The following is a 21,274-nucleotide window of genomic DNA, read 5'->3' as shown; positions in this document are numbered from 1 at the left end:
ATGGGCCGCGCACCTGGTGTCGGTGGGCCCAGCGTTGAAACAGTGTGCCAGCGCGAACCGGTGCTGGCTATCGGCGAACGACCAGATACAAACCGACCGCCATCATGATGCCGGCCGGCCAGTGCCCCACCTGGCTCAATGGTCCGCCACTGGCCAGTACCGCACCGCCGCCCAGATGGGCCGCGCCGAGCAGGCGCAGGAACCAGTCGTCCCGGCGACGTTTCCACGGTGGCGCAGGGTCAAGGGCATGGGGGTGGGACATGCGCTCGAGCAGGTCGCGGGTCATGCTGGCCAGGTGCGGGATCTGTTCGAACTGGCTTTGCACGTTGCCCAACAGGGCCTTGGGGCTGACACGTTCGCGCATCCAGCGTTCGAGGAACGGCTGGGCGGTGTTCCACAGGTCCAGTTCCGGGTACAGCTGGCGCCCGAGGCCTTCGATGTTCAGCAGGGTCTTCTGCAACAGCACCAGTTGTGGCTGGACTTCCATGTTGAAGCGCCGCGCGGTCTGGAACAGGCGCATCAGCACCTGGCCGAAGGAAATATCCTTTAACGGTTTTTCGAAGATCGGCTCGCACACGGTGCGGATCGCTGCTTCGAACTCGTTGAGCTTGGTCTCGGCCGGTACCCAGCCGGAGTCGATGTGCAACTGGGCGACGCGGCGGTAGTCGCGCTTGAAGAACGCGAAGAGGTTGCGGGCCAGGTAATCCTGGTCTTCAGGCGTCAGGCTGCCGACGATGCCGCAATCGATGGCAATGTATTGCGGGCTCCACGGTTGCACGGTGCTGACGAAGATGTTGCCCGGGTGCATGTCGGCGTGGAAGAAGCTGTCGCGAAACACCTGGGTGAAGAAGATTTCCACGCCGCGCTCGGCGAGCATCTTCATGTCGGTGCGCTGGTCGGCCAGGGTCGCCAGGTCGGTCACCTGGATGCCGTAGATGCGCTCCATCACCAGCACTTTCGGGCGGCACCAGTCCCAGTAGACTTGCGGCACGTACAGCATCGGCGAGCCTTCGAAGTTGCGGCGCAACTGGCTGGCGTTGGCGGCTTCGCGCAACAGGTCGAGTTCGTCGTAGATGGTTTTCTCGTAGTCCTGGACCACGTCCACCGGGTGCAGCAGGCGCGCATCGGCCGACAAGCGCTCGGCGGCGCGCGCGAGGATGAACAGCCACGCCAGGTCCTGGGCGATGACCGGCTTGAGACCCGGGCGGATGACCTTGACCACCACCTCTTCGCCGCTTTTGAGCTGGGCGGCGTGCACCTGGGCCACTGACGCCGAGGCCAGGGGCTCGACGTCGAAACGGCTGAAAACCTCACTGACTTTCTTGCCCAACTGCTCTTCGATCAGGGCCACCGACAGTTTGGAGTCGAACGGCGGCACACGGTCTTGCAGCAGCATCAGTTCGTCGGCGATGTCTTCGGGCAACAGGTCGCGGCGGGTCGAGAGGATCTGCCCGAACTTGATGAAAATCGGTCCCAGGTCCTGCAAGGCCAGGCGCAGGCGTGCGCCGCGACTCAGGTCCAGCGTCCGCCGGGGAAACCAGCGCCACGGCAGCACGAAGCGCAACGCCAGGAGAAACCAGGGCAACGGCAGGGCGAACAGCAGGTCATCGAGGCGGTAACGGATCACGACGCGCTGGATGCGCAACAAACGGCGGACGGCAAGCAGCTTCATGCGTTATCGCTTGGGTTCAAGGGGTCGGGAAAGGCGCTCGAAACGCGCCTCGAGTCGTTCCAGGTCAAGCTTGACCTGATCCAGTTCATTAAAGCGGGCCTGGGCTTCGCGTTGTCCTACGAGGGCACGCGATTCCTCGGCCAGGTATTCACTCAGGTTCTGTGCCAGGGTGGTAAAGCCCTGGCGATACCAGCGGCTGCGGCTACGCAAATGGCCGCTGAGCAACTGGGTGGCCACCGGACCGATCCAGCGGGACACTTCATATTCCCAGTCCAGTTCCAGGTCCTGGAGGATTGCCGCCAGTTCCAGCAGCACACCGCTGTCACCGTCGAGTTCCACCTCGGGGCTGTGCAGCACCGCCGTCTTGTCCTTGCCCAGGGCCAGGCTCAGCAAGCTCGCCGCCGGAGCGCGCAACGTGCAATCGGCCTCGGCCTCCCAGTGCGCGGCGAGCATCAGGCCTTCGTCACTGGGCAGGATGAACAGCTGCAATGCCGGGCCGCGGCAGTCCACTGCGATCACCTTGCCGCTCAAGTGCGCCAGGCGCGCCAGCGCCGTACTGTCCAGGCGCAGCACCCGGTTGATGCCGAGCTCGACACTGGCGAGCAGGCCGGTGAACAGCATCAGGGCTTGATACCGCGGTGCAGGGCGACGATGCCCGACGTCATGTTGTGGTAGGTCACGCGGTCGAAACCGGCCTCGACCATCATCGACTTCAGGGTTTCCTGGTCGGGGTGCATACGGATCGATTCAGCCAGGTAGCGATAGCTTTCCGCGTCATTGGTGATCAGCTTGCCCATCAATGGCATGAACGCGAACGAGTAGGCGTCATAGGCCTTGGACATCAGGGCGTTGGTCGGCTTGGAGAACTCCAGCACCAGCAGGCGGCCACCGGGCTTGAGCACGCGCAGCATCGAGCGCAGGGCGTCTTCCTTGTGGGTGACGTTGCGCAAGCCGAAGGCGATGGTCACGCAATCGAAATGGTTATCGGGGAATGGCAGTTTCTCGGCGTCGGCCTGGACGAACTCGACGTTGCCGGCCACACCCAGGTCCAGCAGGCGGTCGCGACCGACCTTGAGCATGGACTCGTTGATGTCGGCCAACACCACCTGGCCGGTTGGCCCGACGATGTGGGAGAACTTTTTCGTCAGGTCGCCCGTGCCGCCCGCGATGTCCAGCACGCGATTGCCGCTGCGCACGCCCGACAGTTCGATCGCGAAACGTTTCCACAAGCGATGCATGCCGCCCGAGAGCAGGTCATTCATCAAGTCATACTTGGCGGCCACCGAGTGGAAAACCTCAGCGACTCTTTCCGCTTTCTGGCTTTCCGGCACGTTCTTGAAGCCGAAGTGAGTGGTGGGTTCGGCATCGCTGCCTTTGCGCTGGTCAGTCATATCGCGGTCACCAAAAAAGAATGCGGGACATTCTAATCCCGGTGGAGGGCTTTGTCTTGGCAAGGCTGCAGGTAAGATGGGCTACCGCCGGGACGTTTTGACGCAGCCTGTGTTTGAAACGTCCGGGCAAGTCTCGATGAAACAGGAGTCAACCGATGGCCCGTATTACTGTTGAACGCGCCCATGGCCTGGGCAAGGAAGCGGCCCGCGCGAAGGCCGACAAGTTGGCGCAGAAGTTGTCCGACAGCTATGGCCTGGAGCCACAGTGGTCGGGTGACACCCTGAAACTCACGCGTTCCGGGGTCAAGGGTGAAGTGCATGTGGGCGAGGACTCGATTCGCGTCGATGTAGAACTGGGCATGCTGATGTCGGCCATGAGCGGCACGATCAAGAGCGAAATCGAAAAGGCGCTGGATAAAGCGTTGGCTTGATTGATTGAAAAGGGTGGCGAACACAGCGTCAAAGTTCACCACCCACTCCTGAGGGAGCGAGTTTGCTCTCACAGGAGAGCGCCATCACCTTTTCAGTTGTTAGGGTGCCCTTTCTAATTATTCTCACTACTTTGTGCCTGAGCCCGTCCGTGTGCGGGCAGTTCCTCAAACCTGTCTTCCAGTGAGGTGCACCATGGCCAAAGTTATTCTGAAGAAAAAAACCAACGTTGAATCTTCCACGCTCAGCGACGTGAAAACGTACGCGCGCAAGATCTGGCTGGCTGGCCTGGGCGCCTACACCAAGGTTGGCCAGGAAGGCAGCGAGTACTTCCAGGAGTTGGTCAAGGCTGGCGAAGTTATTGAAAGCAAAGGCAAAAAGAAAATTGCCGGGAAACTTGAAGCGGCCAACAGCGAATTGATTGAAGCCAAGAGTGACGTCAGTACTTTCAAGGCACGGGTTGAAGTGCAGCTCGATAAAGTCGAGAAGGTGTTCGATGCACGTGTGGCAAGTACCTTGAATCGTATCGGCATTCCGTCTAAACATGACGTTGAGGCACTCTCTGCTAAGCTCGATGAGCTGACAGCATTGCTTGAACGTGTCGCGCGTAAACATTAAGGAGAACGGGATGGCTGGCAAAAAAATCACCGAAAAAGAAGGCAGCTCGTGGGCCGGGAAGATTGAAAAATATTCCCGCAAAATCTGGCTGGCTGGTTTAGGCGTGTACTCGAAGATCGATACTGACGGCAGCAAGCTCTTCGAGTCCCTGGTTAAGGACGGCGAGAAGGCCGAAAAACTCACCAAGACGGCGGTTAGCAAACAAGTCGATGCGGCCAAGGGTTCTGCCGAGTCCGCCAAGTCGCGCATCAGCGGTGTGAAAGAGCGGGCACTGGGCAAATGGGATGAGCTGGAAGGGGCTTTCGACAAGCGCCTGAACAGTGCGATCTCACGCCTGGGCGTGCCGAGCCGTAATGAAGTCAAGGCACTGCACAGCAAGGTTGACACCCTGACCAAGCAGATCGAAAAACTCACCGGAGCCAAGGTCACGCCGGTGGCGACCAAGACCGCAGCGGCCAAACCGGCCGCCAAGACCGCGGCCAAGCCCTTGGTCAAGGCTGCGGCAAAAACCGTCGCCAAACCGGCGGCAAAGGCGGCGGCCAAGCCTGCGGCTAAAACCGCAGCGGCCAAGCCTGCCGCCAAGGCAGCCGCCAAACCGGTAGCGGCGAAAACGGCGGCCAAGCCAGCTGCCAAATCGGCAGCCAAACCTGCGGCCAAGACCGCAGCGGCCAAGCCAGCCGCCAAGGTCGCGGCGAAACCCGCAGCGGCGAAAAAACCGGCCGTGAAAAAGCCGGCCGCCCCTAAAGCCGCTACACCGAAGGCACCAACCGCAGCCGCCAAACCAGCCACCCCGGTGGCGAGTACGGCGAACTCTGTCTCGGCTCCGACCCCAGTCGTCACGCCGGCTCCAACGCCGGCCCCATCGACGCCTACCACCCAGTCCTGATCGTCAGGGCACAAAAAACGCCCGGCCTGTGAAGGTCGGGCGTTTTTTATGCTCGCTCCACTAATGGGATGGGTGTGGGTTCATTATTCTTGCTCTTCCAGATACCGCAGCGCCAATCGCTCGGTGGCGCTCTTGATCGACGGCGGTAGGTGCGGCGCCACCAGCATCATGATTTGGTAGACCACCAGCCGAATGTCACCCTCGCGATCCAGGATCCGTTGGTAGTCCAGCGAGAACAGCAAGGTCATGGTGATTTGTTCCACCAATTGGCCCAATGCCTGGGTGTCGCTGATCAGCAATTGCTGGGCCTTGAGCTGGGCCAGCAATGACGCCAGGGTTCGTTTCAGGGCGTTGAGCAACTGGCGGATACCCTTGGCCAGTTTCGGCAGGCGCCCGGCCAGGTTCGACAGGTCCTGGAACAGAAAACGGTACTGGGCCAGGCGCTCGACAATCAAGTGCAGGAACAGCCAGTAGTCCTCCGGAGCCAGCTGCGCGTCGGCGGGCGGGTCCAGCAACGGCGCCAGCTCGGCCTGGAATCGCTCGAAAAGACCGAGGACCAGGGGTTCCTTGCCATGGAAGTGGTAATAGAGATTGCCGGGGCTGATGCCCATTTCGTTGGCAACTTCCAAGGTAGAAACGTTCGGCTCGCCCTTCTCGTTGAATAATTGCAGGGCACATTCAAGGATACGGTCGCGGGTTTTCATCCGGTCTTCTTAATGATGGAGTCGTACTCAGCGCACACGAACATAGGTCCCGGGCGCCGCTTCCATGGGTGGATAATTCGCGTTGCCCAGGCTCATCCGGGTTTCGCGTTGGGTGCCGGAGCGCTCCTGGATCCAGCCCAGCCACTGAGGCCACCAACTGCCATCGACGTGCTTGGCGTCGTAGTACCAGGCCCGCGGGTCGCTGCTCAGTTTCGAGCTTTCGATGTAGTTAGCCTTCGGGTTACCCGGTGGGTTGAGGATACTCTGCACGTGGCCACTGTTGGACAGCACGAAGCGTCGTTCGCCTCCCAGCAGCAGCGTCGAGCGATACACCGCGTCCCACGGGGTGATGTGGTCGTTGATACCCGCCACGCTGAAGCTGTCCACCGTGACTTTCTGCAGGTCGATGGGCGTGCCGCACACCTCCAGGCCACCCGGGTGGGCCAGCGGGTTGTGCTTGAAGAACTCCAGCAGATCGCCGTGATACGCCGCCGGTAGCCGCGTGCAGTCGTTGTTCCAGTAGAGGATGTCGAAGGCCGGTGGCTCCTTGCCGAGCAGGTAGTTATTAACGAAGTAGGTCCAGATCAGGTCGTTGGGCCGCATCCAGGCGAATACCCGGGCCATGTCGCGACCGTCGAGAATGCCTTTCTGATAGGAGCGGCGTTTGGCGGCTTCGAGGGTTTGTTCGTCGATGAACAGTGTGGCCGGGCTGTCGATCTGGCTGTCCAGCAGGCTGACCATGTACGTGGCACTGGCGACCCGGCGCTGTTGGCGCTTGGCTTGCAGGTGGCCTTGCAGCGCAGCGATGGTGATGCCGCCAGCGCAAGCGCCCATCAGGCTGACCTCGCGGGCACCGGTGATCGACCGGCAGACGTTCATGGCCGCTTCGGTCGCCTCGACGTAGCTGGACAGGCCCCACTCGCGATGACGCACGTCGGGGTTGCGCCAACTGATGATGAAGACCTGCAGGCCGTTTTTCAGAGCGTACTGGACGAAGCTGTTGGAAGGGCTCAGGTCGAAGATGTAGAACTTGTTGATTTGTGGCGGCACGATCAGCAAGGGCTTGGCGTACTGTTTTTCGCTCATGGGTTTGTACTGGATCAGCTCCAGCAGATCGTTGCGAAACACCACCGCGCCGGGTGTGGTTGCCAGGGTCTTGCCCACTTCGAAGGCGTGGGGCGTCACTTGTCGTGGCAAGCCATCGTTGTGCAGCAGATCGTCCATCAGGTGGCTGATGCCGCGAATCAGGCTGGTACCGCCGGAGTTGAACAGCTCCTTGACCGCCAGCGGGTTGAGCAGGGTATTGGATGGCGAGACGGCGTCGTTGAGCAAGGCGAAGGCGAAGTGGGCGCGGGCCTGGTCATCCGGACTCATGCCGCATTCGTCGATCCAGCTCTTCACCTGGTTTTGCCAGCTCAGGTAAGCCTGCAGGCTGCGGCGATAGAAGGGGTTGAGTTCCCAGGTGGGGTCAGTGAAGCGCTTGTCGTTGGGGTTGGCGGGGTGCAGGGTTTCTCCCAGCAATATGCGCCCCAACTGGTTGCCCAGCTTCAACGCGTGCCGGGCTGTGTGCACCGGGTTGCGCAGGCCATGAGCGGCGACGTTGCGCAAAGTGGCCAACAGGTCGCGGCCCCGCAGGCCGGTGACCGCGCTCTGTGCGTTGATGAAGCTGGCGGGGACGGGCGTGGTGGCCTTCGCCGGTTTGTCGCGCATGAGTCAACTCCTTCATCATCAGGCTAAAAACAAACACACCGAACCAGACAACATAGTCGCTGTTTCGGAGCGTTGCGCGATCCGGCGTCCTGCCAGGCGCAATCGGCGGTGTCAGCCGCCCTTCAGCGGCGACGGATGCGGGTGCATCACGGCGCGCTGACGTTCCTCCCCCAGGAATTTCATGATGATCGGCGCCACGGCCTCGGCCCGGGTAATGAGGAACAGGTGGCCGTCATCGATGATGTGCAACTGGGCATTGGGGATGCGCCAGGCAAGCATGCGCATGTTGATCAACGGGATCAGCGGGTCGTCATCGCCGGCCAGGATCAGCGTCGGCTGGTGGATCTTGTGCAGCCAGTGGATGCTGGTCCAGCCCAGGCCCGCGAACAGTTGCCAGTAATAGCCGAGCTTGCCGGCCGAACGGACCTTGGCCGCGTGGCTGGCCGCCAGCCCCGGGTCGCGACGGAACGAGCCGCCGTAGATCAGCGGCGCGATGCGCATCACGTGGGAGGGCTGAACGTAGCGCCTGGGGCTTGCCATCATCCACAGGACTTTCGGTTTGCCCGGCACCATCACGGCCCCGGCGGCGGTGGCCGCCAGCACCAGTTTCTTGCAGCGTTCCGGGTAGTCGTAGGCGAATTGCTGGGCCAGGGCGCCGCCCCAGGACACGCCGATCACGTTGACCTGCCCGTAATCGAGGTAATCGAGCATCCGTGCGGTGAGCTTGGCCAGGCCGGGAAACCGATACGGCCGGGTGGGTGTCGACGAGCCGCCCACGCCAGGGACATCGAACGCGATGACTTCCAGGTCCGGGTCCAGGGCCTCGATGAACGGGAACACCAGTTCGAGGTTGGCGCCGATGCCGTTGAAAATCAGCAGAGGCGTCAAGTGAGGCTTGCCGGGACGTACCGCAGTGCGCAAGGTCTGGCCATCCAGATCGACGGTACGGAAGATGTACGGTTGCGGCATGCTTCAAGCTCTAAAGGAGAATGGAAGTTTCAAGCTACAAGCTACAAGCCGCCAGTCAGGCATCTTGAAGCTTGCCGCTTGAGGCTTGCGGCTATCTTTCATGCACATACGTGCCGGGTGATGCCTCGCCGGCCGGATAGCTTTTGTTGCCCAGCACCGTGGGGGCTTTTTTCAGTTTGCCCGAGCGCTCGGTCTGCCAGGCCTGCCAATGCAACCACCAGGAGTCGGTGTGCTTGGTGGAGTTCTCCTGCCAATCCTCGGCCTTGGTCGGCAGGTCGTCGCTGGTCATGTAGCGTGACTTGGGGTTGCCCGGCGGGTTGAGGATGCTCTGGATATGACCGCTGCTCGACAGCACGAACTCCACCTTGCCGCCGAACAATTGCGCGGATTTGTAGCAGGACTTCCACGGGGTGATGTGGTCATTGGTGCCGGCCAGGGCAAAGATATCGGCGGTGACTTGCTTGAGGTCGATTGGCGTGCCGCACACTTCCAGTGCGTTGGGTCGCGTCAGTGGATTGTTCTTGAACATCTCGATGAGGTCACCGTGGAACGTCGCCGGCAACCGAGTGGTGTCATTGTTCCAGAACAGGATGTCGAATATCGGCGGTTCGTTGCCCAGCAGGTAGTTGTTGACCCAGTAGTTCCAGATCAGGTCGTTAGGACGCATCCAGGCGAAGACCTTGGCCATGTCGCGGCCTTCGAGTACGCCGGCCTGGTAGGAGTGGCGCTTGGCGGCCTCCAGGGTCTGCTCATCGACGAACAGGGCGACGTCGGTGTCCAGGGTGGTGTCGAGCACGCTGACCAGCAAGGTCAGGGCGTTGACCTTCTTCTCGCCCTGGGCGGCGTAATGTCCCAGCAGTGCGGTGCAGGTGATGCCGCCCGAGCAGGCGCCGAGCATGTTCACATCCTTGCTGCCAGTGATGGCCATGACCACGTCCACCGCTTCCTTGAGCGCCTCGATGTAAGTCGACAGGCCCCATTCGCGCTGTTCCTTGGTGGGGTTGCGCCAACTGATGATGAAGGTCTGCACGTTGCTGCGCAGGCAGAAGCGCGCCAGGCTCTTGTCCGGGCTCAGGTCGAATACGTAGAACTTGTTGATCTGCGGCGGCACCACCAGCAGGGGGCGTTCGTGGACCTGCTCGGTGATCGGGCGATACTGGATCAGTTCCAGCACGTCGTTGCGAAACACCACGGCCCCTTCGGTCACGCCCAGGCTCTTGCCGACCTCGAACGCGCCCATGTCGACCTGGCTGGGCATCCCGCCGTTGTTCACCAGGTCCTTGGCCAGGTGGGACAGGCCGTCCAGCAGGCTCTTGCCGCCGGTTTCGAAGAAGCGCTTGACCGCCGCCGGGTTGGCCATCGAGTTGGTCGGCGCCAGGGCCTCGGTCATCAGGTTGATCACGAAGTGGCCGCGACTGATGTCCTGGGGTGACAGGTTGCTGTCACCGATCCAGTCGTGCAACTCCTTGCGCCATGCCAGGTAGGTTTGCATGTAGCGTTTGTAGAGCGGGTTCTGGCTCCAGGCCGGGTCGTTGAAGCGACGGTCGTCGCCGGCAGGTTGCAGCTCGGATTTGCCGAACAGGACTTTCCTGAGTTCGGCGCCGAACTGGGCGACATGCTTGACGCTGTGCAGCGGTTGCTTGATGGTCTGGGTCAGCACCATTCGGGCTGAGGCCAGCAGGTCTTTGCGGCGCAAGCCGACGACGGGATTCAACCCCAGGGTATTTTCCGAGGCTTGGTACTTCAGGTCATCGTGGTTCTTGTTGCTCATCTACGACGCTCCATTGTCAGACGAGTACCGGGATCGTGCCATGGAGCCACACAACCCAATCCCAGGTACGCTGCTCGGGTGACCGTTAATTCCGCATCGTGATCAATGAGGAAACGTGTGCAAGGAACTCCCTGGTTCCGTTGCAGGTAACTTGCCAGTTCCATTGGTTACCCGAGTTTAATTTTTTTCGCAAGCAGGCCAGTCATTGGCGTTGCCGCGCGAGCATTCAAGCAGATGAGTCTAGAAAAATCGCCCTAAAGCGCCAGCCCTTGAATTAGAGCATCAGCTTGACGATGGATTGATCCGGGTCGCGGGTTTTCCCGGCCGCCTTGAGCTCGGCCAGATAATCGTTCCACAGGTCTTCCTGGCGCACCGCCAACTGGTACAGGTAGTCCCAGGTGAACAGCCCGCTGTCGTGGCCATCGTCGAAGGTCAGTTTCAGTGCGTACTGGCCGGCCGGTTCGATCTTGCTCAGGCCGACGTTGAGTTTGCCGTACTGAAGAATGGGTTTGCCGTGGCCCTGGACCTCGGCGGAAGGCGAATGCACCCGCAGGAACTCGGCGGGCAGGTGGTACTCCTCGTCTGGCGCGTATTTGAGCGTCAGGGTCTTGGAGGCTTTGTGCAGATTGATGGCGGTGGGGAGTTTGGTCATAGGGGCAGCTTAAAGCTACGAGCTACAAGCTACAAGTGACCTGCTTGCAGCTCGAAGCTCGTAGCTCGTAGCTTTAAAGAATATACCGCGACAGGTCTTCGTTCTGCGCCAGCTCACCCAGGTGACCGTTGACGTATTCGGCGTCGATGCGAATCGGCGTTTCGTCGTGTTTGCTCGCCAGGTCTCCGGCGCTGAACGACACTTCCTCGAGCAGGCGTTCGAGCAGGGTGTGCAGGCGGCGCGCACCGATGTTCTCGGTCTTCTCGTTGACCTGCCAGGCGATCTGCGCCAGGCGCTTGATGCCGTCGGGCTCGAACTCGATGTTCAGGCCTTCGGTCTTGAGCAGCGCGCAATACTGTTCGGTCAGGGAGGCGTGGGGTTCGCTCAGGATGCGTTCGAAGTCTTCCGGCGACAACGCCTTGAGCTCCACGCGGATCGGCAGGCGGCCTTGCAGTTCCGGCACCAGGTCGCTCGGTTTGCTCAGATGGAACGCACCGGAGGCGATGAACAGGATGTGGTCGGTCTTGACCATGCCCAGCTTGGTGTTGACGGTGCAGCCTTCGATCAGCGGCAGCAGGTCGCGTTGCACGCCTTCGCGGGACACATCGGCGCCGCCGACATTGCCGCGCTTGGCGACCTTGTCGATTTCGTCGATGAACACGATGCCGTGCTGCTCGACCGCTTCCAGGGCCTTGGCCTTGAGCTCTTCTTCGTTGACCAGGCGGCTGGCTTCTTCATCGCGCACCAGTTTCAGCGCTTCCTTGACCTTGAGCTTGCGGCTCTTCTTCTTGCCCTTGCCCATGTTGGCGAACAGGCTCTGCAACTGGTTGGTCATTTCTTCCATGCCCGGCGGCGCGGAAATGTCGACGCCGGCCATTTCAGCCACTTCAATCTCGATTTCCTTGTCGTCCAACTGACCTTCGCGCAGGCGCTTGCGGAACAGTTGGCGGGTGTTGGAGTCCTGGGTCGCGGCGGCATCGGCGTTGAAACCCATGCGGGCCGGCGGCAGCAGAGCGTCGAGGATGCGTTCTTCGGCGGCGTCTTCGGCGCGGTGGCGAACCTTGGTGATTTCCTGTTCGCGCAGTAGCTTGATGGCGGCGTCGGCCAGGTCGCGGATGATCGACTCGACATCGCGGCCGACGTAGCCGACCTCGGTGAACTTGGTGGCTTCGACCTTGATGAACGGCGCGTTGGCGAGCTTGGCCAGACGGCGGGCAATCTCGGTTTTACCGACACCGGTGGGGCCGATCATCAGGATGTTCTTGGGGGTCACTTCGACGCGCAGTTCTTCAGGCAACTGCATCCGGCGCCAGCGGTTACGCAAGGCAATGGCGACGGCGCGCTTGGCATCGTCCTGGCCAATGATATGGCGGTTGAGTTCGTGGACGATTTCGCGGGGAGTCATGGACATAATAATTGGCGGTCCTCAAGCAAGAATGAGCCGTTGCACGAATGGCAGGCTTATTCGGCGAGGTCCTGCTCCTCAATGGTCTGGGTGTGGTTGGTGAAGACGCAGATGTCGCCGGCGATGCCCAGGGCAGTCTCGACGATTTCGCGGGCCGACAGATCAGTCTTTTTCAGCAGGGCGCTCGCGGCGGCCTGGGCGTAGGCGCCACCGGAGCCCATGGCAATCAAGCCATCTTCGGGCTCAACCACGTCGCCATTGCCGGTGATGATCAGGGAGGCGTCCTTGTTAGCGACCGCGAGCATGGCTTCGAGGCGGCTCAGGGAACGGTCGGTGCGCCATTCCTTGGCCAGCTCCACGGCGGCGCGGACCAGATGCCCCTGGTGTTTCTCCAGTTGGCCTTCGAAACGTTCGAACAAGGTGAAGGCGTCGGCGGTGGCCCCGGCGAAACCGGCGATGACCTCGCCGTGATACAGGCGACGGACTTTCTTCGCGTTGCCTTTCATCACGGTGTTGCCCAGTGAAACCTGGCCGTCGCCGCCCATGACGACTTTGCCATGACGGCGGACTGAAACGATGGTGGTCAAGGGAAGAGTCTCCACGCAGCGGGGCGAAAATGCCCGGATGGAACTCATATGGGGGTGGCGCGGGGATTTTCAACTGCGAGGAGGGGGTGCTGACAAGCGGTTCTCCTTACCTGTGGGAGCAAGGCTTGCCCGCGATGAAGTCAACGCGGTTCGCCCTGGGGGCGGAGGCGGCTGCATCGCGGGCAAGCCTTGCTCTCACAAAGATGGGTTGCCTGTCTGTTCAGCGGCTCTGACGTTGTTGTAACAACAAGTTGCTAAAACCGCTTCCGGCCAGTTGTTTCTGGGCCTTGGTCAGCTCTTCCCGGTTGCTGTACGGACCGACCAATACCCGGTACCAGGTCTCGTCCTTCACCGTTCCAGACTCCACCGACACGGACTGGCCCAGCAGGATGATCTGCGCGCGCACCTTGTCGGCGTCGGCTTCCTTGCGGAAGGAGCCGGCTTGCAGGAAGAACTTGGTCACTGGCGCGGCCTTTTGTACCGGCGGGGCCGGGGGCGGGGTGATACCGGCCAGTGCCGCCTGGGCGCGGGCGGTGTCGATTTTCGCCGCTTCGGCCGGGGTCACGGGGGCAGTGGGCACTTGCGGGGTCGGCAGGGTCTTCTCCGGCACGGCTTCGGGCGGCACGATGACTTCCGATTCCGGCAACAGGGTGTAGAAGTCGTATTTCGGCTTCACCGGTTGCGTCGGGCTCGGCGGGGTCTTGTTGGCCTCGGCGATGCGCGTGGCTTTCTGCTGCTCTTGCTTGACGCGCTTGACGTCGTCGCCCTGGCCCGGCTCCAGTTTCATCAGGAACACAATGAAAGCGCCGACGGACAAGCCGATGGCCATCCACAACCAGCCCGGAATCGGCTTCTTGGCCGGGGGTTGGTAACGACTGGCGCCGCGTTTGGGTGCAGGTTTTTTCTTGGCGGCCAACTTACATGCGCTCCAGGGTTTCCAGGCCCAGCAGCTCCAGGCCTTGCTTGAGCGTACGCGCGGTCAGTGCCGCGAGGCGCAGGCGGCTTTGCATCTGCTGCGGGGTATCGGCGCTGAGGATCGGGCAGTTCTCGTAGAAGCTGGAGAACAGGCCGGCCACGTCATACAGGTAGGCGCACAGGGTGTGCGGCGTGCCCTTGTCGGCGACGTTGTTCAGCACTTCGCCGAACTGCGCCAGTTTGGCCGCCAGATCCTGTTCCTGAGAAGCTTCGAGCACGATCTGGCCCTCCACTTCGTCCAGGCCCTTGCCGAGCTTGCGGAACACCCCCGCCACGCGGGTGTAGGCGTACAGCAGGTAGGGCGCGGTGTTGCCTTCGAAGTTGAGCATCAGGTCGAAATTGAAGCTGTAGTCGCTGGTGCGGTGCTTGGACAGGTCGGCGTATTTCACCGCGTCGATGCCCACCACCTTGGCGATCTGGCGCAGCTCGTCCTCGGCCAGGTCAGGGTTCTTGCCCTTGACCAGCGCGTAGGCTCGTTCCTGGGCCTCGGTCAGCAGGTCGATCAGTTTCACCGTGCCGCCGTCGCGGGTCTTGAACGGACGGCCGTCGGCACCGTTCATGGTGCCAAAGCCCATGTGCTCCATCTCCATCGGGCGGGTCACGAAGCCCGCCTGGCGTGCCACTTCGAACACCTGCTGGAAGTGCAGGGCCTGGCGCTGGTCGACGAAGTACAGCACGCGATCGGCCTTGAGCACGCCGTTGCGGTAGCGCACGGCCGCCAGGTCGGTGGTGGCGTAGAGGTAGCCGCCGTCGGCCTTGACGATGATCACCGGCAGCGGCTCGCCGTCGGCGGTCTTGAACTGATCGAGGAACACGCACTGGGCGCCGTTGCTTTCGACCAGCATGCCCTTGGCCTTGAGGTCGTTGACCACGTTGATCAGGTCGTCGTTATAGGCGCTTTCGCCCATCACGTCGGCCATGGTCAATTTGACGTTCAGCAGCTCGTAGATCTTCTGGCAGTGGGACAGGGAGATGTCCTTGAACCGGGTCCACAGCGCCAGGCACTCGGCGTCGCCGGCCTGCAGCTTGACCACCAGGCCACGGGCGCGGTCGGCGAACTCGGGCGACTCGTCGAAGCGTTGCTTGGCGGCACGGTAGAAATTCTCCAGGTCCGACAGTTCATCGCTGGTGATCGGGTTTTCCTGCAGGTAAGCCATCAGCATGCCGAACTGGGTGCCCCAGTCGCCAACGTGGTTCTGGCGGATCACCGTGTCGCCGAGGAACTCCAGCACCCGGGCCACGCCGTCGCCGATGATGGTCGAGCGCAGGTGGCCGACGTGCATTTCCTTGGCGAGGTTGGGGGCCGAGAGGTCGACCACGGTGCGTTGCAGCGGGCCGGCCTTGCGCACGCCGATGCGTGCGTCGGCCAGGGCCGCGTCCAGGCGCGAAGCCAGGGCCTGGGTGTTCTGGAAGAAATTGATGAAGCCGGGGCCCGCGATGTCGGCCTTGCTGACGTTTTCATCCGCCGGCAGCGCGGCGATGATTTTCTCGGCCAGGTCCCGCGGCTTCATGCCGGCCGGTTTGGCGAGCATCATCGCGATGTTGCTGGCGAAGTCGCCGTGGGTCTTGTCGCGAGTGTTTTCGACCTGAATCGCCGGCGACAGGCCTTCTGGCAACACACCGTCAGCGACGAGTTGGGTGATGGCTTGCTGGATGAGCTGGCGAATGGTGTCTTTCATGGTCTTCTCTTTCAACCGCAGGCGCGGCGGCGCTTCGATGCGCTGGTGGAAAAACTGGGCATTATCCGTGGCGAAGGCGGGCTTGCCAACTGTAGCGGGTCGGTTGGGGTTTTGTCGTACCCAGATTCCTGTGGGATCGCTTTCACAGGGTAAGGGATCAGTACAAATCCACCGGGTCGACATCCAGCGACCAGCGTACCGCTCGTCCGCTGGGCATCTGTTCCAGTACCAGCAGCCAGGCGCTCAGCAGCCGATGCAATGGCGCCCGGGCATTGGCCTGTAATAAAAGCTGCGCGCGATAGCGCCCGGCCCGGCGCTCCATCGGTGCCGGCACCGGGCCCAGCAGCTCGATGCCGCTGAGATTCTGTTGGGCCAGCAGGCGCTCGGCTTCGCTGCAGGCCTCGTCGAGGAAACCTTCGGCCTGCCCCGGCTTGTGGGCTTCGGCCCGCAACAGCGCCAGGTGCGCGAACGGCGGCAGGCCGGCGCTGCGGCGTTCGCTCAAGGCCTGTTCGGCGAAGGCGAAGTAACCTTGTTCGGTCAATTGGATCAACAGGGGATGTTCGGCCAGGTGCGTCTGGATGATCACCTTGCCCGGTTCTTCGGCCCGCCCGGCTCTGCCTGCGACCTGGACAATCAGTTGCGCCATGCGCTCGCTGGCGCGGAAATCACCCGAGAACAGCCCGCCGTCGGCGTCCAGGATCGCCACCAGCGTGACGCGGGGGAAGTGGTGTCCCTTGGCGAGCATCTGCGTGCCTACCAGGATGCACGGCTGGCCCTTCTGGATCGTGGCGAACAGCTGGTTCATCGCGTCCTTGCGCGAGGTGCTGTCGCGATCGACCCGCAATACCGGGTAGTCGGGGAACAGGATGGCCAATCGTTCTTCGGCGCGTTCGGTGCCGGCGCCGACCGGGCGCAAATCCACCTTGCCGCACTGGGGGCAATGCCTGGGTACGCGTTCGACGTGGCCGCAGTGATGGCAGCGCAGTTCGCCGTGGCGTTGATGCACGGTCATCCGCGCGTCGCAACGTTCGCAGCCGGACATCCAGCCGCAGTCGTGGCACAGCAGGGTCGGGGCGAACCCTCGGCGGTTGAGGAACACCAGCACCTGTTGCCCGGCCGCCAGCGTCTGGCCGATGGCCTGTTGCATGGGCCCGGAAATGCCGCTGTCCAGGGGGCGGCTCTTCACGTCCAGGCGCAGGAAGCGCGGCTGCTTGGCGCCGCCGGCCCGTTCGTTGAGGCGGAGCAGGCCGTAGCGGCCGGTGTGGGCGTTGTGCAGGCTTTCCAGGGACGGCGTGGCCGAGCCGAGGACGATCGGAATGTTTTCCTGGCGAGCGCGCACCAGCGCCAGGTCGCGGGCGTGGTAGCGCAGGCCTTCCTGCTGCTTGTAAGAGCCGTCGTGCTCTTCGTCGATGATGATCAGGCCTGGATTCTTCATCGGTGTGAACAGCGCCGAGCGGGTGCCGATGATGATGTCGGCCTCGCCGTCCCGGGCGGCGAGCCAGGCATCCAGGCGCTCGCGATCGTTGACTGCCGAGTGCAGCAGGGCGATCCGGGCATTGAAGCGCTGTTCGAAGCGCGCCAGGGTCTGTGGGCCGAGATTGATTTCCGGGATCAGCACCAAGGCTTGCTTGCCGGCTTCCAGGGCCTGGTGGATCAGTTGCAGGTAGACCTCGGTCTTACCACTGCCAGTGACGCCGGCCAGGAGAAAGGCGTGATAACTGTCGAAGCCCGCACGAATTGCCTCGCAAGCGGCGCGCTGTTCGGCATTGAGCGGCAATTCGGGCTGGGCCAGCCAATGTTCATGGTGGGCGCCGCTGGAGTGCCGGCGGACTTCGACCTGGACCAGGTCCTTGGCCAGCAGCAGATCGAGGCTGTCCTTGCTGAGCATCAGCTTGCTCAGCAACTGATGGGCCACGCCGTGGGGGTGCTGGGCGAGAGTGGCCAATGCTTCACGCTGGCGCGGGGCGCGGGCGATACGCGGATCGTCCAGCGAGGCGCCCGCTGCCACCGACCAGAACCGCTCCTGGCGCGCCTCGGCTGGCTCGCCCTGGCGCAGCAACACCGGCAGGGCCCAGCTCAGGGTGTCGCCAAGGCTGTGCTGATAATACTGGGACGTCCACAGGCACAGCTTGAACAGCGAGGCAGGCAGCGGTGCGGTGGCATCGAGCAGGGCCAGGGCCGGCTTGAGCTTGTCGGCTGGCACCTCGCTGCGGTCGGTGACTTCCACCAGGATCCCGATCATCTCCCGCCGACCGAATGGCACTCGCAGGCGCATGCCGGGCTGCAACCGGGCGCGTGGGACCCCGGCCGGGGCGCGGTAGTCGAACAGGCGGCGCAGGGGCGAGGGCAGGGCGAGGCGCAGGATGGCGTCGGGCACGCGGGACAATCTCAATAACCAAGCATTGGGTGAGGCTGGCGCTGAAGATGGGAGCGCACAGGACGGCGCGAGCCTAGCAGACGGCTGGTGCAAGTCATAGCTTGCGCGATTGACGTTGTCTGGTAGAATCCGCGCCCTAATTACGTGCGGTATTCAACAATAGTGTTGGGTGGCGGCACGCTAGCCTGAGGAAAACACCATGAAAACCGATATCCATCCAGACTACCCAGTCGTTGCAGTGACTTGCAGCTGCGGCAACAAGTTCGAAACCCGTTCGACCTACGGCAAAGCCCTGGCGATCGACGTTTGCAACGAGTGCCACCCGTTCTACACCGGTAAGCAGAAGACTCTGGACACCGGCGGCCGCGTTCAGAAGTTCGCCGATCGTTTCGGTGCTTTCGGCGCGAAGAAGGCCTGAGGCTGATCATTTTGGATGGTCGTTACGACTGCTCCAGACTGATGAAAAAGGCGTCCCTTGCGGGCGCCTTTTTTATGTCTGCGATTTGGCTGCCCGGCGTCCAGGCGTTCTGCCCGTCACCGGGCGCCCTGGCGCCGGTCGCGGTGCAGCGCGTGGTGGATGGCGATACCTTGCGCCTGGCCGATGGTCGCAATGTGCGCCTGATTGGCCTGAACACGCCTGAATTGGGCCGACAGGGCCGTACCGACGAACCGTTTGCCGTGGTTGCGCAAAAGCGCCTGCAAGCGCTGGTGAATGCCAGCAACGGACGAGTTGGCCTGGTGCCCGGCAAGGACAGCAAAGATCACTACGGGCGCACGTTAGCCCATGTATACGGCGCCGACGGCACTAACCTCGAGGCGCAGATGCTCGCCGAGGGGCTCGGTTTTCAAGTGGCGGTTGCGCCGAATGTCGATTTGGTCGATTGCCTGCAAGCCGCGGAGCGGCATGCCCGTCAGGCCGGGCTGGGCGTGTGGCGTCAATCACCTGTACTGAAAGCGGAGCAGATCAGCGCGTCTGGCTTCGCCGTGCTCAGCGGCCGTGTGAGCAAGGTTGAGCGCAATCGCGGCGGTATTTGGATCGAATTGCAAGGCGTGGTTGTGCTGCATGTTGCGGCCAATGTCCTGGCGCAGTTCGACGTTGCCGCCCTGGAAGGTCTGCGGGGCAAGCAGATCCAGGCCCGTGGATGGGTTGTGGACCGTTCGCGACGAGGTGGCTTGAAGCCCGGTCAGGCGCGCTGGATGTTGCCATTGACCGATGCCGCGATGTTGAGTCCGGTCGGGGAATAAAAAATTGTAGACATTATGTGCCGCGATTGTATGCATATAACCCTTGTGTTTCGCGGCTCTTGGCCCAAAGTCGTAGGGTAGGGCGCTTGACAGCGGTGACTGGTCAGTCTTGTGGGGACTTTGCGAGGCGCGTATCCTCGGCGGTCCGTCTGTCCAACACAGTAAAAGCGGAATGCCCACATGTCTGATCTGAAAACTGCCGCTCTCGAATATCACGCTAATCCTCGTCCAGGAAAGCTGAGTGTCGAGCTCACCAAGGCCACTGCTACTGCCCGCGACCTGTCGCTGGCCTACAGCCCCGGCGTAGCCGAGCCAGTACGCGAAATCGCTCGCGACCCTGAACTGGCCTACAAGTACACCGGCAAGGGCAACCTGGTTGCAGTCATTTCCGATGGCACCGCGATTCTCGGCCTGGGTAACCTCGGTCCATTGGCCTCCAAGCCAGTCATGGAAGGCAAGGGTGTCCTGTTCAAGCGCTTCGCCGGCATCGACGTGTTCGACATCGAAGTCGACTCCGAAAGCCCACAGGCCTTCATCGACACCGTCAAGCGCATCTCCATCACCTTCGGTGGCATCAACCTGGAAGACATCAAGGCACCTGAGTGCTTCGAGATCGAACGCGCCCTGATCGAACAGTGCGACATTCCAGTGTTCCACGATGACCAGCACGGCACCGCGATCGTGACCGCCGCCGGCATGATCAACGCCCTGGAAATCGCTGGCAAAACCCTGCCGGAAGCCAAGATCGTCTGCCTGGGTGCCGGCGCTGCGGCCATCTCCTGCATGAAGTTGCTGGTGAGCATGGGTGCCAAGATCGAAAACATCTTCATGGTTGACCGTACCGGTGTGATCCACTCCGGCCGTGACGACCTGAACCAGTACAAGGCTGTCTTCGCCCACGCGACCGACAAGCGTACCCTGGCGGACGCGCTGGACGGTGCCGACGTATTCGTCGGCCTGTCGGGTCCAAACCTGCTGAGCGCGGAAAACCTGCTGCGCATGGCGCCAAACCCGATCGTGTTCGCCTGCTCGAACCCTGATCCGGAAATCTCCCCGGAACTGGCTCACGCCACCCGCAGCGACGTGATCATGGCCACCGGTCGTTCGGACTACCCGAACCAGGTCAACAACGTCCTCGGCTTCCCATTCATCTTCCGTGGTGCCCTGGACGTTCGCGCCAAGCGCATCAACGAAGAAATGAAAGTGGCTGCCGCCAACGCCCTGCGTGAACTGGCCAAGCTGCCGGTGCCTCAGGAAGTGTGCGACGCCTACGGTGGCATCAAGCTGGAATTCGGTCGTGAGTACATCATTCCGAAGCCTATGGATGCCCGCCTGATCACCCTGATCTCCGATGCCGTGGCCAAGGCCGCCATCGAGACCGGCGTGGCCACCCTGCCGTATCCGAAGCACTACCCGCTCAAGAGCGTGGATGATGTGTTCAACGGCTAAGTCGTTGTAGCGTTTCAAAAAAGCCCCGACTCCTGCGAGCCGGGGCTTTTTTGTGTCACAAATCCCTCTGTGGGAGCGAGCTCGCGAAGACGTCAGTCCAGGCAACCCAAAAACTATGGCGAGCAAGCTTGTTCTCGTAAGCCTATAGGAAGATCGCATCTGCACACCAAGCACGATGTCACGTGTTCGATGACTGATGGATATGGCTGCTACCAATATTCTGGAAGGATTACACGGAGTTCTGGAAATGGAGTTTTTTTGTATCTCCCTAAAAGTCTGATCTGGGTTCTGTGCGTGAATTGACGAGTCGGTTGAAGTCTATAGCCATAAAAGCCCCATGTGCTTTTTGAAAATACAAAACGCCCGATGCGGTGCATTGGGCGTTTTGGAGCTAAGACAGGTATAAACCTATGTCACCCCATATGGACAGTCAACCATCCGGAGACTCTGTCCCAATATGAAATTTCATCTGTTGCAGGGCCAGCGGAGCCGCTTCCGGTATACGTGTCATCAATATCCCTGGGGCTTTTTATATTGTCGATCCAAACAGTTTTAAGCGTGTCATAGTTGGCGCTTTTCAGTGTAAGTGTTTTTGCTTCGAAATTTACTCCTTTTAACCACCCTTGGTCCATGCCCGAAAGTCCCGCGTTAGAATGGGTATAGCTGATACGTAGGTATGTGTCTGGGGGGATATTTTTGATCCGTGCAACGACTTCGTCATTCATGATCCGATCCTGCGAATGTCTTGATGAGGT

Annotated in this window: 19 protein-coding genes and 1 pseudogene; 6 read left to right on the top strand and 14 right to left on the bottom strand. The window is 61.6% G+C overall.

Going from position 1 to position 21,274, the window contains the following annotated elements; translation table 11 throughout:
* Window positions 1–67: 67 nt before the first annotated feature.
* From ubiB to ubiE, 3 genes and pseudogenes are all read right to left on the bottom strand, one after another.
* Window positions 68–1,672, bottom strand: a complete 1,605-nt coding sequence (ubiB, locus tag N4Q37_RS16935) for a ubiquinone biosynthesis regulatory protein kinase UbiB (protein ID WP_260959647.1) — start codon at window positions 1,670–1,672, stop codon at window positions 68–70.
* A pseudogene (locus tag N4Q37_RS16930) lies at window positions 1,669–2,293 on the bottom strand (ubiquinone biosynthesis accessory factor UbiJ). The gene ubiB and the pseudogene N4Q37_RS16930 overlap by 4 nt, the downstream one beginning before the upstream one ends.
* Entirely contained in the window at window positions 2,293–3,063 is a 771-nt protein-coding gene (ubiE, locus tag N4Q37_RS16925; protein ID WP_260959636.1) for a bifunctional demethylmenaquinone methyltransferase/2-methoxy-6-polyprenyl-1,4-benzoquinol methylase UbiE, read from the bottom strand. The pseudogene N4Q37_RS16930 and the gene ubiE overlap by 1 nt, the downstream one beginning before the upstream one ends.
* Window positions 3,064–3,218: 155 nt before the next feature.
* Between ubiE and N4Q37_RS16920 the strand changes: the two genes are divergently transcribed.
* The 3 genes from N4Q37_RS16920 (at window position 3,219) to N4Q37_RS16910 (ending at window position 4,996) form a co-directional block, all read left to right on the top strand.
* Window positions 3,219–3,494 (top strand): polyhydroxyalkanoic acid system family protein, encoded by a 276-nt coding sequence (locus N4Q37_RS16920; RefSeq protein WP_260959635.1) that lies wholly within the window; start codon window positions 3,219–3,221, stop codon window positions 3,492–3,494.
* A gap of 193 nt (window positions 3,495–3,687) precedes the next feature.
* The gene (locus N4Q37_RS16915) at window positions 3,688–4,110 is read left to right on the top strand and encodes a phasin family protein (protein WP_260959633.1); all 423 of its coding nucleotides are present in this window, start codon (window positions 3,688–3,690) and stop codon (window positions 4,108–4,110) included.
* Between the two features lie 10 nt (window positions 4,111–4,120).
* Window positions 4,121–4,996 carry a phasin family protein gene (locus N4Q37_RS16910; RefSeq protein WP_260959701.1) on the top strand — a complete coding sequence of 292 codons (876 nt, stop codon included), beginning with the start codon at window positions 4,121–4,123 and terminating at the stop codon, window positions 4,994–4,996.
* Window positions 4,997–5,079: 83 nt separating this feature from the next.
* Here the strand turns inward: N4Q37_RS16910 and N4Q37_RS16905 are convergent, their stop codons facing one another.
* The 10 genes from N4Q37_RS16905 to N4Q37_RS16860 all read right to left on the bottom strand — a co-directional run bounded on the left by N4Q37_RS16905 (window position 5,080) and on the right by N4Q37_RS16860 (window position 17,825).
* Window positions 5,080–5,700 (bottom strand): TetR/AcrR family transcriptional regulator, encoded by a 621-nt coding sequence (locus N4Q37_RS16905; RefSeq protein WP_260959631.1) that lies wholly within the window; start codon window positions 5,698–5,700, stop codon window positions 5,080–5,082.
* Between the two features lie 27 nt (window positions 5,701–5,727).
* Window positions 5,728–7,410 (bottom strand): class II poly(R)-hydroxyalkanoic acid synthase, encoded by a 1,683-nt coding sequence (gene phaC, locus N4Q37_RS16900; RefSeq protein ID WP_260959629.1) that lies wholly within the window; start codon window positions 7,408–7,410, stop codon window positions 5,728–5,730.
* Window positions 7,411–7,521: 111 nt separating this feature from the next.
* Entirely contained in the window at window positions 7,522–8,379 is an 858-nt protein-coding gene (phaZ, locus tag N4Q37_RS16895) for a poly(3-hydroxyalkanoate) depolymerase (RefSeq protein WP_260959627.1), read from the bottom strand.
* 91 nt (window positions 8,380–8,470) lie between these two features.
* Window positions 8,471–10,150 (bottom strand): class II poly(R)-hydroxyalkanoic acid synthase, encoded by a 1,680-nt coding sequence (gene phaC / locus N4Q37_RS16890; RefSeq protein ID WP_260959625.1) that lies wholly within the window; start codon window positions 10,148–10,150, stop codon window positions 8,471–8,473.
* Window positions 10,151–10,424: 274 nt separating this feature from the next.
* The gene (locus N4Q37_RS16885; protein ID WP_260959623.1) at window positions 10,425–10,802 is read right to left on the bottom strand and encodes a DUF971 domain-containing protein; all 378 of its coding nucleotides are present in this window, start codon (window positions 10,800–10,802) and stop codon (window positions 10,425–10,427) included.
* A gap of 73 nt (window positions 10,803–10,875) precedes the next feature.
* Window positions 10,876–12,213 carry an ATP-dependent protease ATPase subunit HslU gene (hslU, locus tag N4Q37_RS16880; protein ID WP_260959621.1) on the bottom strand — a complete coding sequence of 446 codons (1,338 nt, stop codon included), beginning with the start codon at window positions 12,211–12,213 and terminating at the stop codon, window positions 10,876–10,878.
* Window positions 12,214–12,263: 50 nt separating this feature from the next.
* Complete coding sequence (hslV, locus tag N4Q37_RS16875) at window positions 12,264–12,794, bottom strand: ATP-dependent protease subunit HslV (protein ID WP_003196958.1); 531 nt, start codon at window positions 12,792–12,794, stop codon at window positions 12,264–12,266.
* Window positions 12,795–13,014: 220 nt separating this feature from the next.
* A complete protein-coding gene (locus N4Q37_RS16870; RefSeq protein WP_260959606.1) occupies window positions 13,015–13,710 on the bottom strand; it encodes an SPOR domain-containing protein in 696 nt (231 codons plus the stop codon).
* A 1-nt stretch (window position 13,711) separates the two neighbouring features.
* Complete coding sequence (gene argS, locus N4Q37_RS16865) at window positions 13,712–15,448, bottom strand: arginine--tRNA ligase (RefSeq protein WP_260959603.1); 1,737 nt, start codon at window positions 15,446–15,448, stop codon at window positions 13,712–13,714.
* 157 nt (window positions 15,449–15,605) lie between these two features.
* The gene (locus tag N4Q37_RS16860) at window positions 15,606–17,825 is read right to left on the bottom strand and encodes a primosomal protein N' (RefSeq protein WP_260959601.1); all 2,220 of its coding nucleotides are present in this window, start codon (window positions 17,823–17,825) and stop codon (window positions 15,606–15,608) included.
* Window positions 17,826–18,024: 199 nt separating this feature from the next.
* On the opposite strand from N4Q37_RS16860, the gene rpmE reads away from it, so the two are divergent.
* From rpmE to N4Q37_RS16845, 3 genes are all read left to right on the top strand, one after another.
* Window positions 18,025–18,243 carry a 50S ribosomal protein L31 gene (rpmE, locus tag N4Q37_RS16855; RefSeq protein WP_030140995.1) on the top strand — a complete coding sequence of 73 codons (219 nt, stop codon included), beginning with the start codon at window positions 18,025–18,027 and terminating at the stop codon, window positions 18,241–18,243.
* A 41-nt stretch (window positions 18,244–18,284) separates the two neighbouring features.
* Complete coding sequence (locus N4Q37_RS16850; RefSeq protein ID WP_260959596.1) at window positions 18,285–19,070, top strand: thermonuclease family protein; 786 nt, start codon at window positions 18,285–18,287, stop codon at window positions 19,068–19,070.
* Window positions 19,071–19,250: 180 nt separating this feature from the next.
* Window positions 19,251–20,519, top strand: coding sequence for a malic enzyme-like NAD(P)-binding protein (locus N4Q37_RS16845; RefSeq protein ID WP_260959593.1), 1,269 nt, complete (start codon window positions 19,251–19,253; stop codon window positions 20,517–20,519).
* Window positions 20,520–20,932: 413 nt separating this feature from the next.
* Here N4Q37_RS16845 and N4Q37_RS16840 read toward each other — a convergent pair whose 3' ends face one another.
* Window positions 20,933–21,244 (bottom strand): hypothetical protein, encoded by a 312-nt coding sequence (locus tag N4Q37_RS16840; RefSeq protein ID WP_260959591.1) that lies wholly within the window; start codon window positions 21,242–21,244, stop codon window positions 20,933–20,935.
* Window positions 21,245–21,274 lie beyond the last annotated feature (30 nt).

Origin of the sequence: Pseudomonas citri, assembly GCF_025336485.1 — a bacterium.
Taxonomy (GTDB): domain Bacteria; phylum Pseudomonadota; class Gammaproteobacteria; order Pseudomonadales; family Pseudomonadaceae; genus Aquipseudomonas; species Aquipseudomonas citri.
Note: the sequence above shows the minus strand (reverse complement) of the source record. Positions and strands in the feature narration are given on the sequence as shown.

What these genes read in the sequence shown, in the direction of transcription:
- ubiB (WP_260959647.1), bottom strand. Translation starts at nt 1,672, where the DNA reads ATGAAGCTGCTTGCCGTCCGCCGTTTGTTGCGCATCCAGCGCGTCGTG.
- ubiE (WP_260959636.1), bottom strand. Translation starts at nt 3,063, where the DNA reads ATGACTGACCAGCGCAAAGGCAGCGATGCCGAACCCACCACTCACTTC.
- N4Q37_RS16920 (WP_260959635.1), top strand. Translation starts at nt 3,219, where the DNA reads ATGGCCCGTATTACTGTTGAACGCGCCCATGGCCTGGGCAAGGAAGCG.
- N4Q37_RS16915 (WP_260959633.1), top strand. Translation starts at nt 3,688, where the DNA reads ATGGCCAAAGTTATTCTGAAGAAAAAAACCAACGTTGAATCTTCCACG.
- N4Q37_RS16910 (WP_260959701.1), top strand. Translation starts at nt 4,121, where the DNA reads ATGGCTGGCAAAAAAATCACCGAAAAAGAAGGCAGCTCGTGGGCCGGG.
- N4Q37_RS16905 (WP_260959631.1), bottom strand. Translation starts at nt 5,700, where the DNA reads ATGAAAACCCGCGACCGTATCCTTGAATGTGCCCTGCAATTATTCAAC.
- phaC (WP_260959629.1), bottom strand. Translation starts at nt 7,410, where the DNA reads ATGCGCGACAAACCGGCGAAGGCCACCACGCCCGTCCCCGCCAGCTTC.
- phaZ (WP_260959627.1), bottom strand. Translation starts at nt 8,379, where the DNA reads ATGCCGCAACCGTACATCTTCCGTACCGTCGATCTGGATGGCCAGACC.
- phaC (WP_260959625.1), bottom strand. Translation starts at nt 10,150, where the DNA reads ATGAGCAACAAGAACCACGATGACCTGAAGTACCAAGCCTCGGAAAAT.
- N4Q37_RS16885 (WP_260959623.1), bottom strand. Translation starts at nt 10,802, where the DNA reads ATGACCAAACTCCCCACCGCCATCAATCTGCACAAAGCCTCCAAGACC.
- hslU (WP_260959621.1), bottom strand. Translation starts at nt 12,213, where the DNA reads ATGTCCATGACTCCCCGCGAAATCGTCCACGAACTCAACCGCCATATC.
- argS (WP_260959603.1), bottom strand. Translation starts at nt 15,448, where the DNA reads ATGAAAGACACCATTCGCCAGCTCATCCAGCAAGCCATCACCCAACTC.
- rpmE (WP_030140995.1), top strand. Translation starts at nt 18,025, where the DNA reads ATGAAAACCGATATCCATCCAGACTACCCAGTCGTTGCAGTGACTTGC.
- N4Q37_RS16850 (WP_260959596.1), top strand. Translation starts at nt 18,285, where the DNA reads ATGAAAAAGGCGTCCCTTGCGGGCGCCTTTTTTATGTCTGCGATTTGG.
- N4Q37_RS16845 (WP_260959593.1), top strand. Translation starts at nt 19,251, where the DNA reads ATGTCTGATCTGAAAACTGCCGCTCTCGAATATCACGCTAATCCTCGT.
- N4Q37_RS16840 (WP_260959591.1), bottom strand. Translation starts at nt 21,244, where the DNA reads ATGAATGACGAAGTCGTTGCACGGATCAAAAATATCCCCCCAGACACA.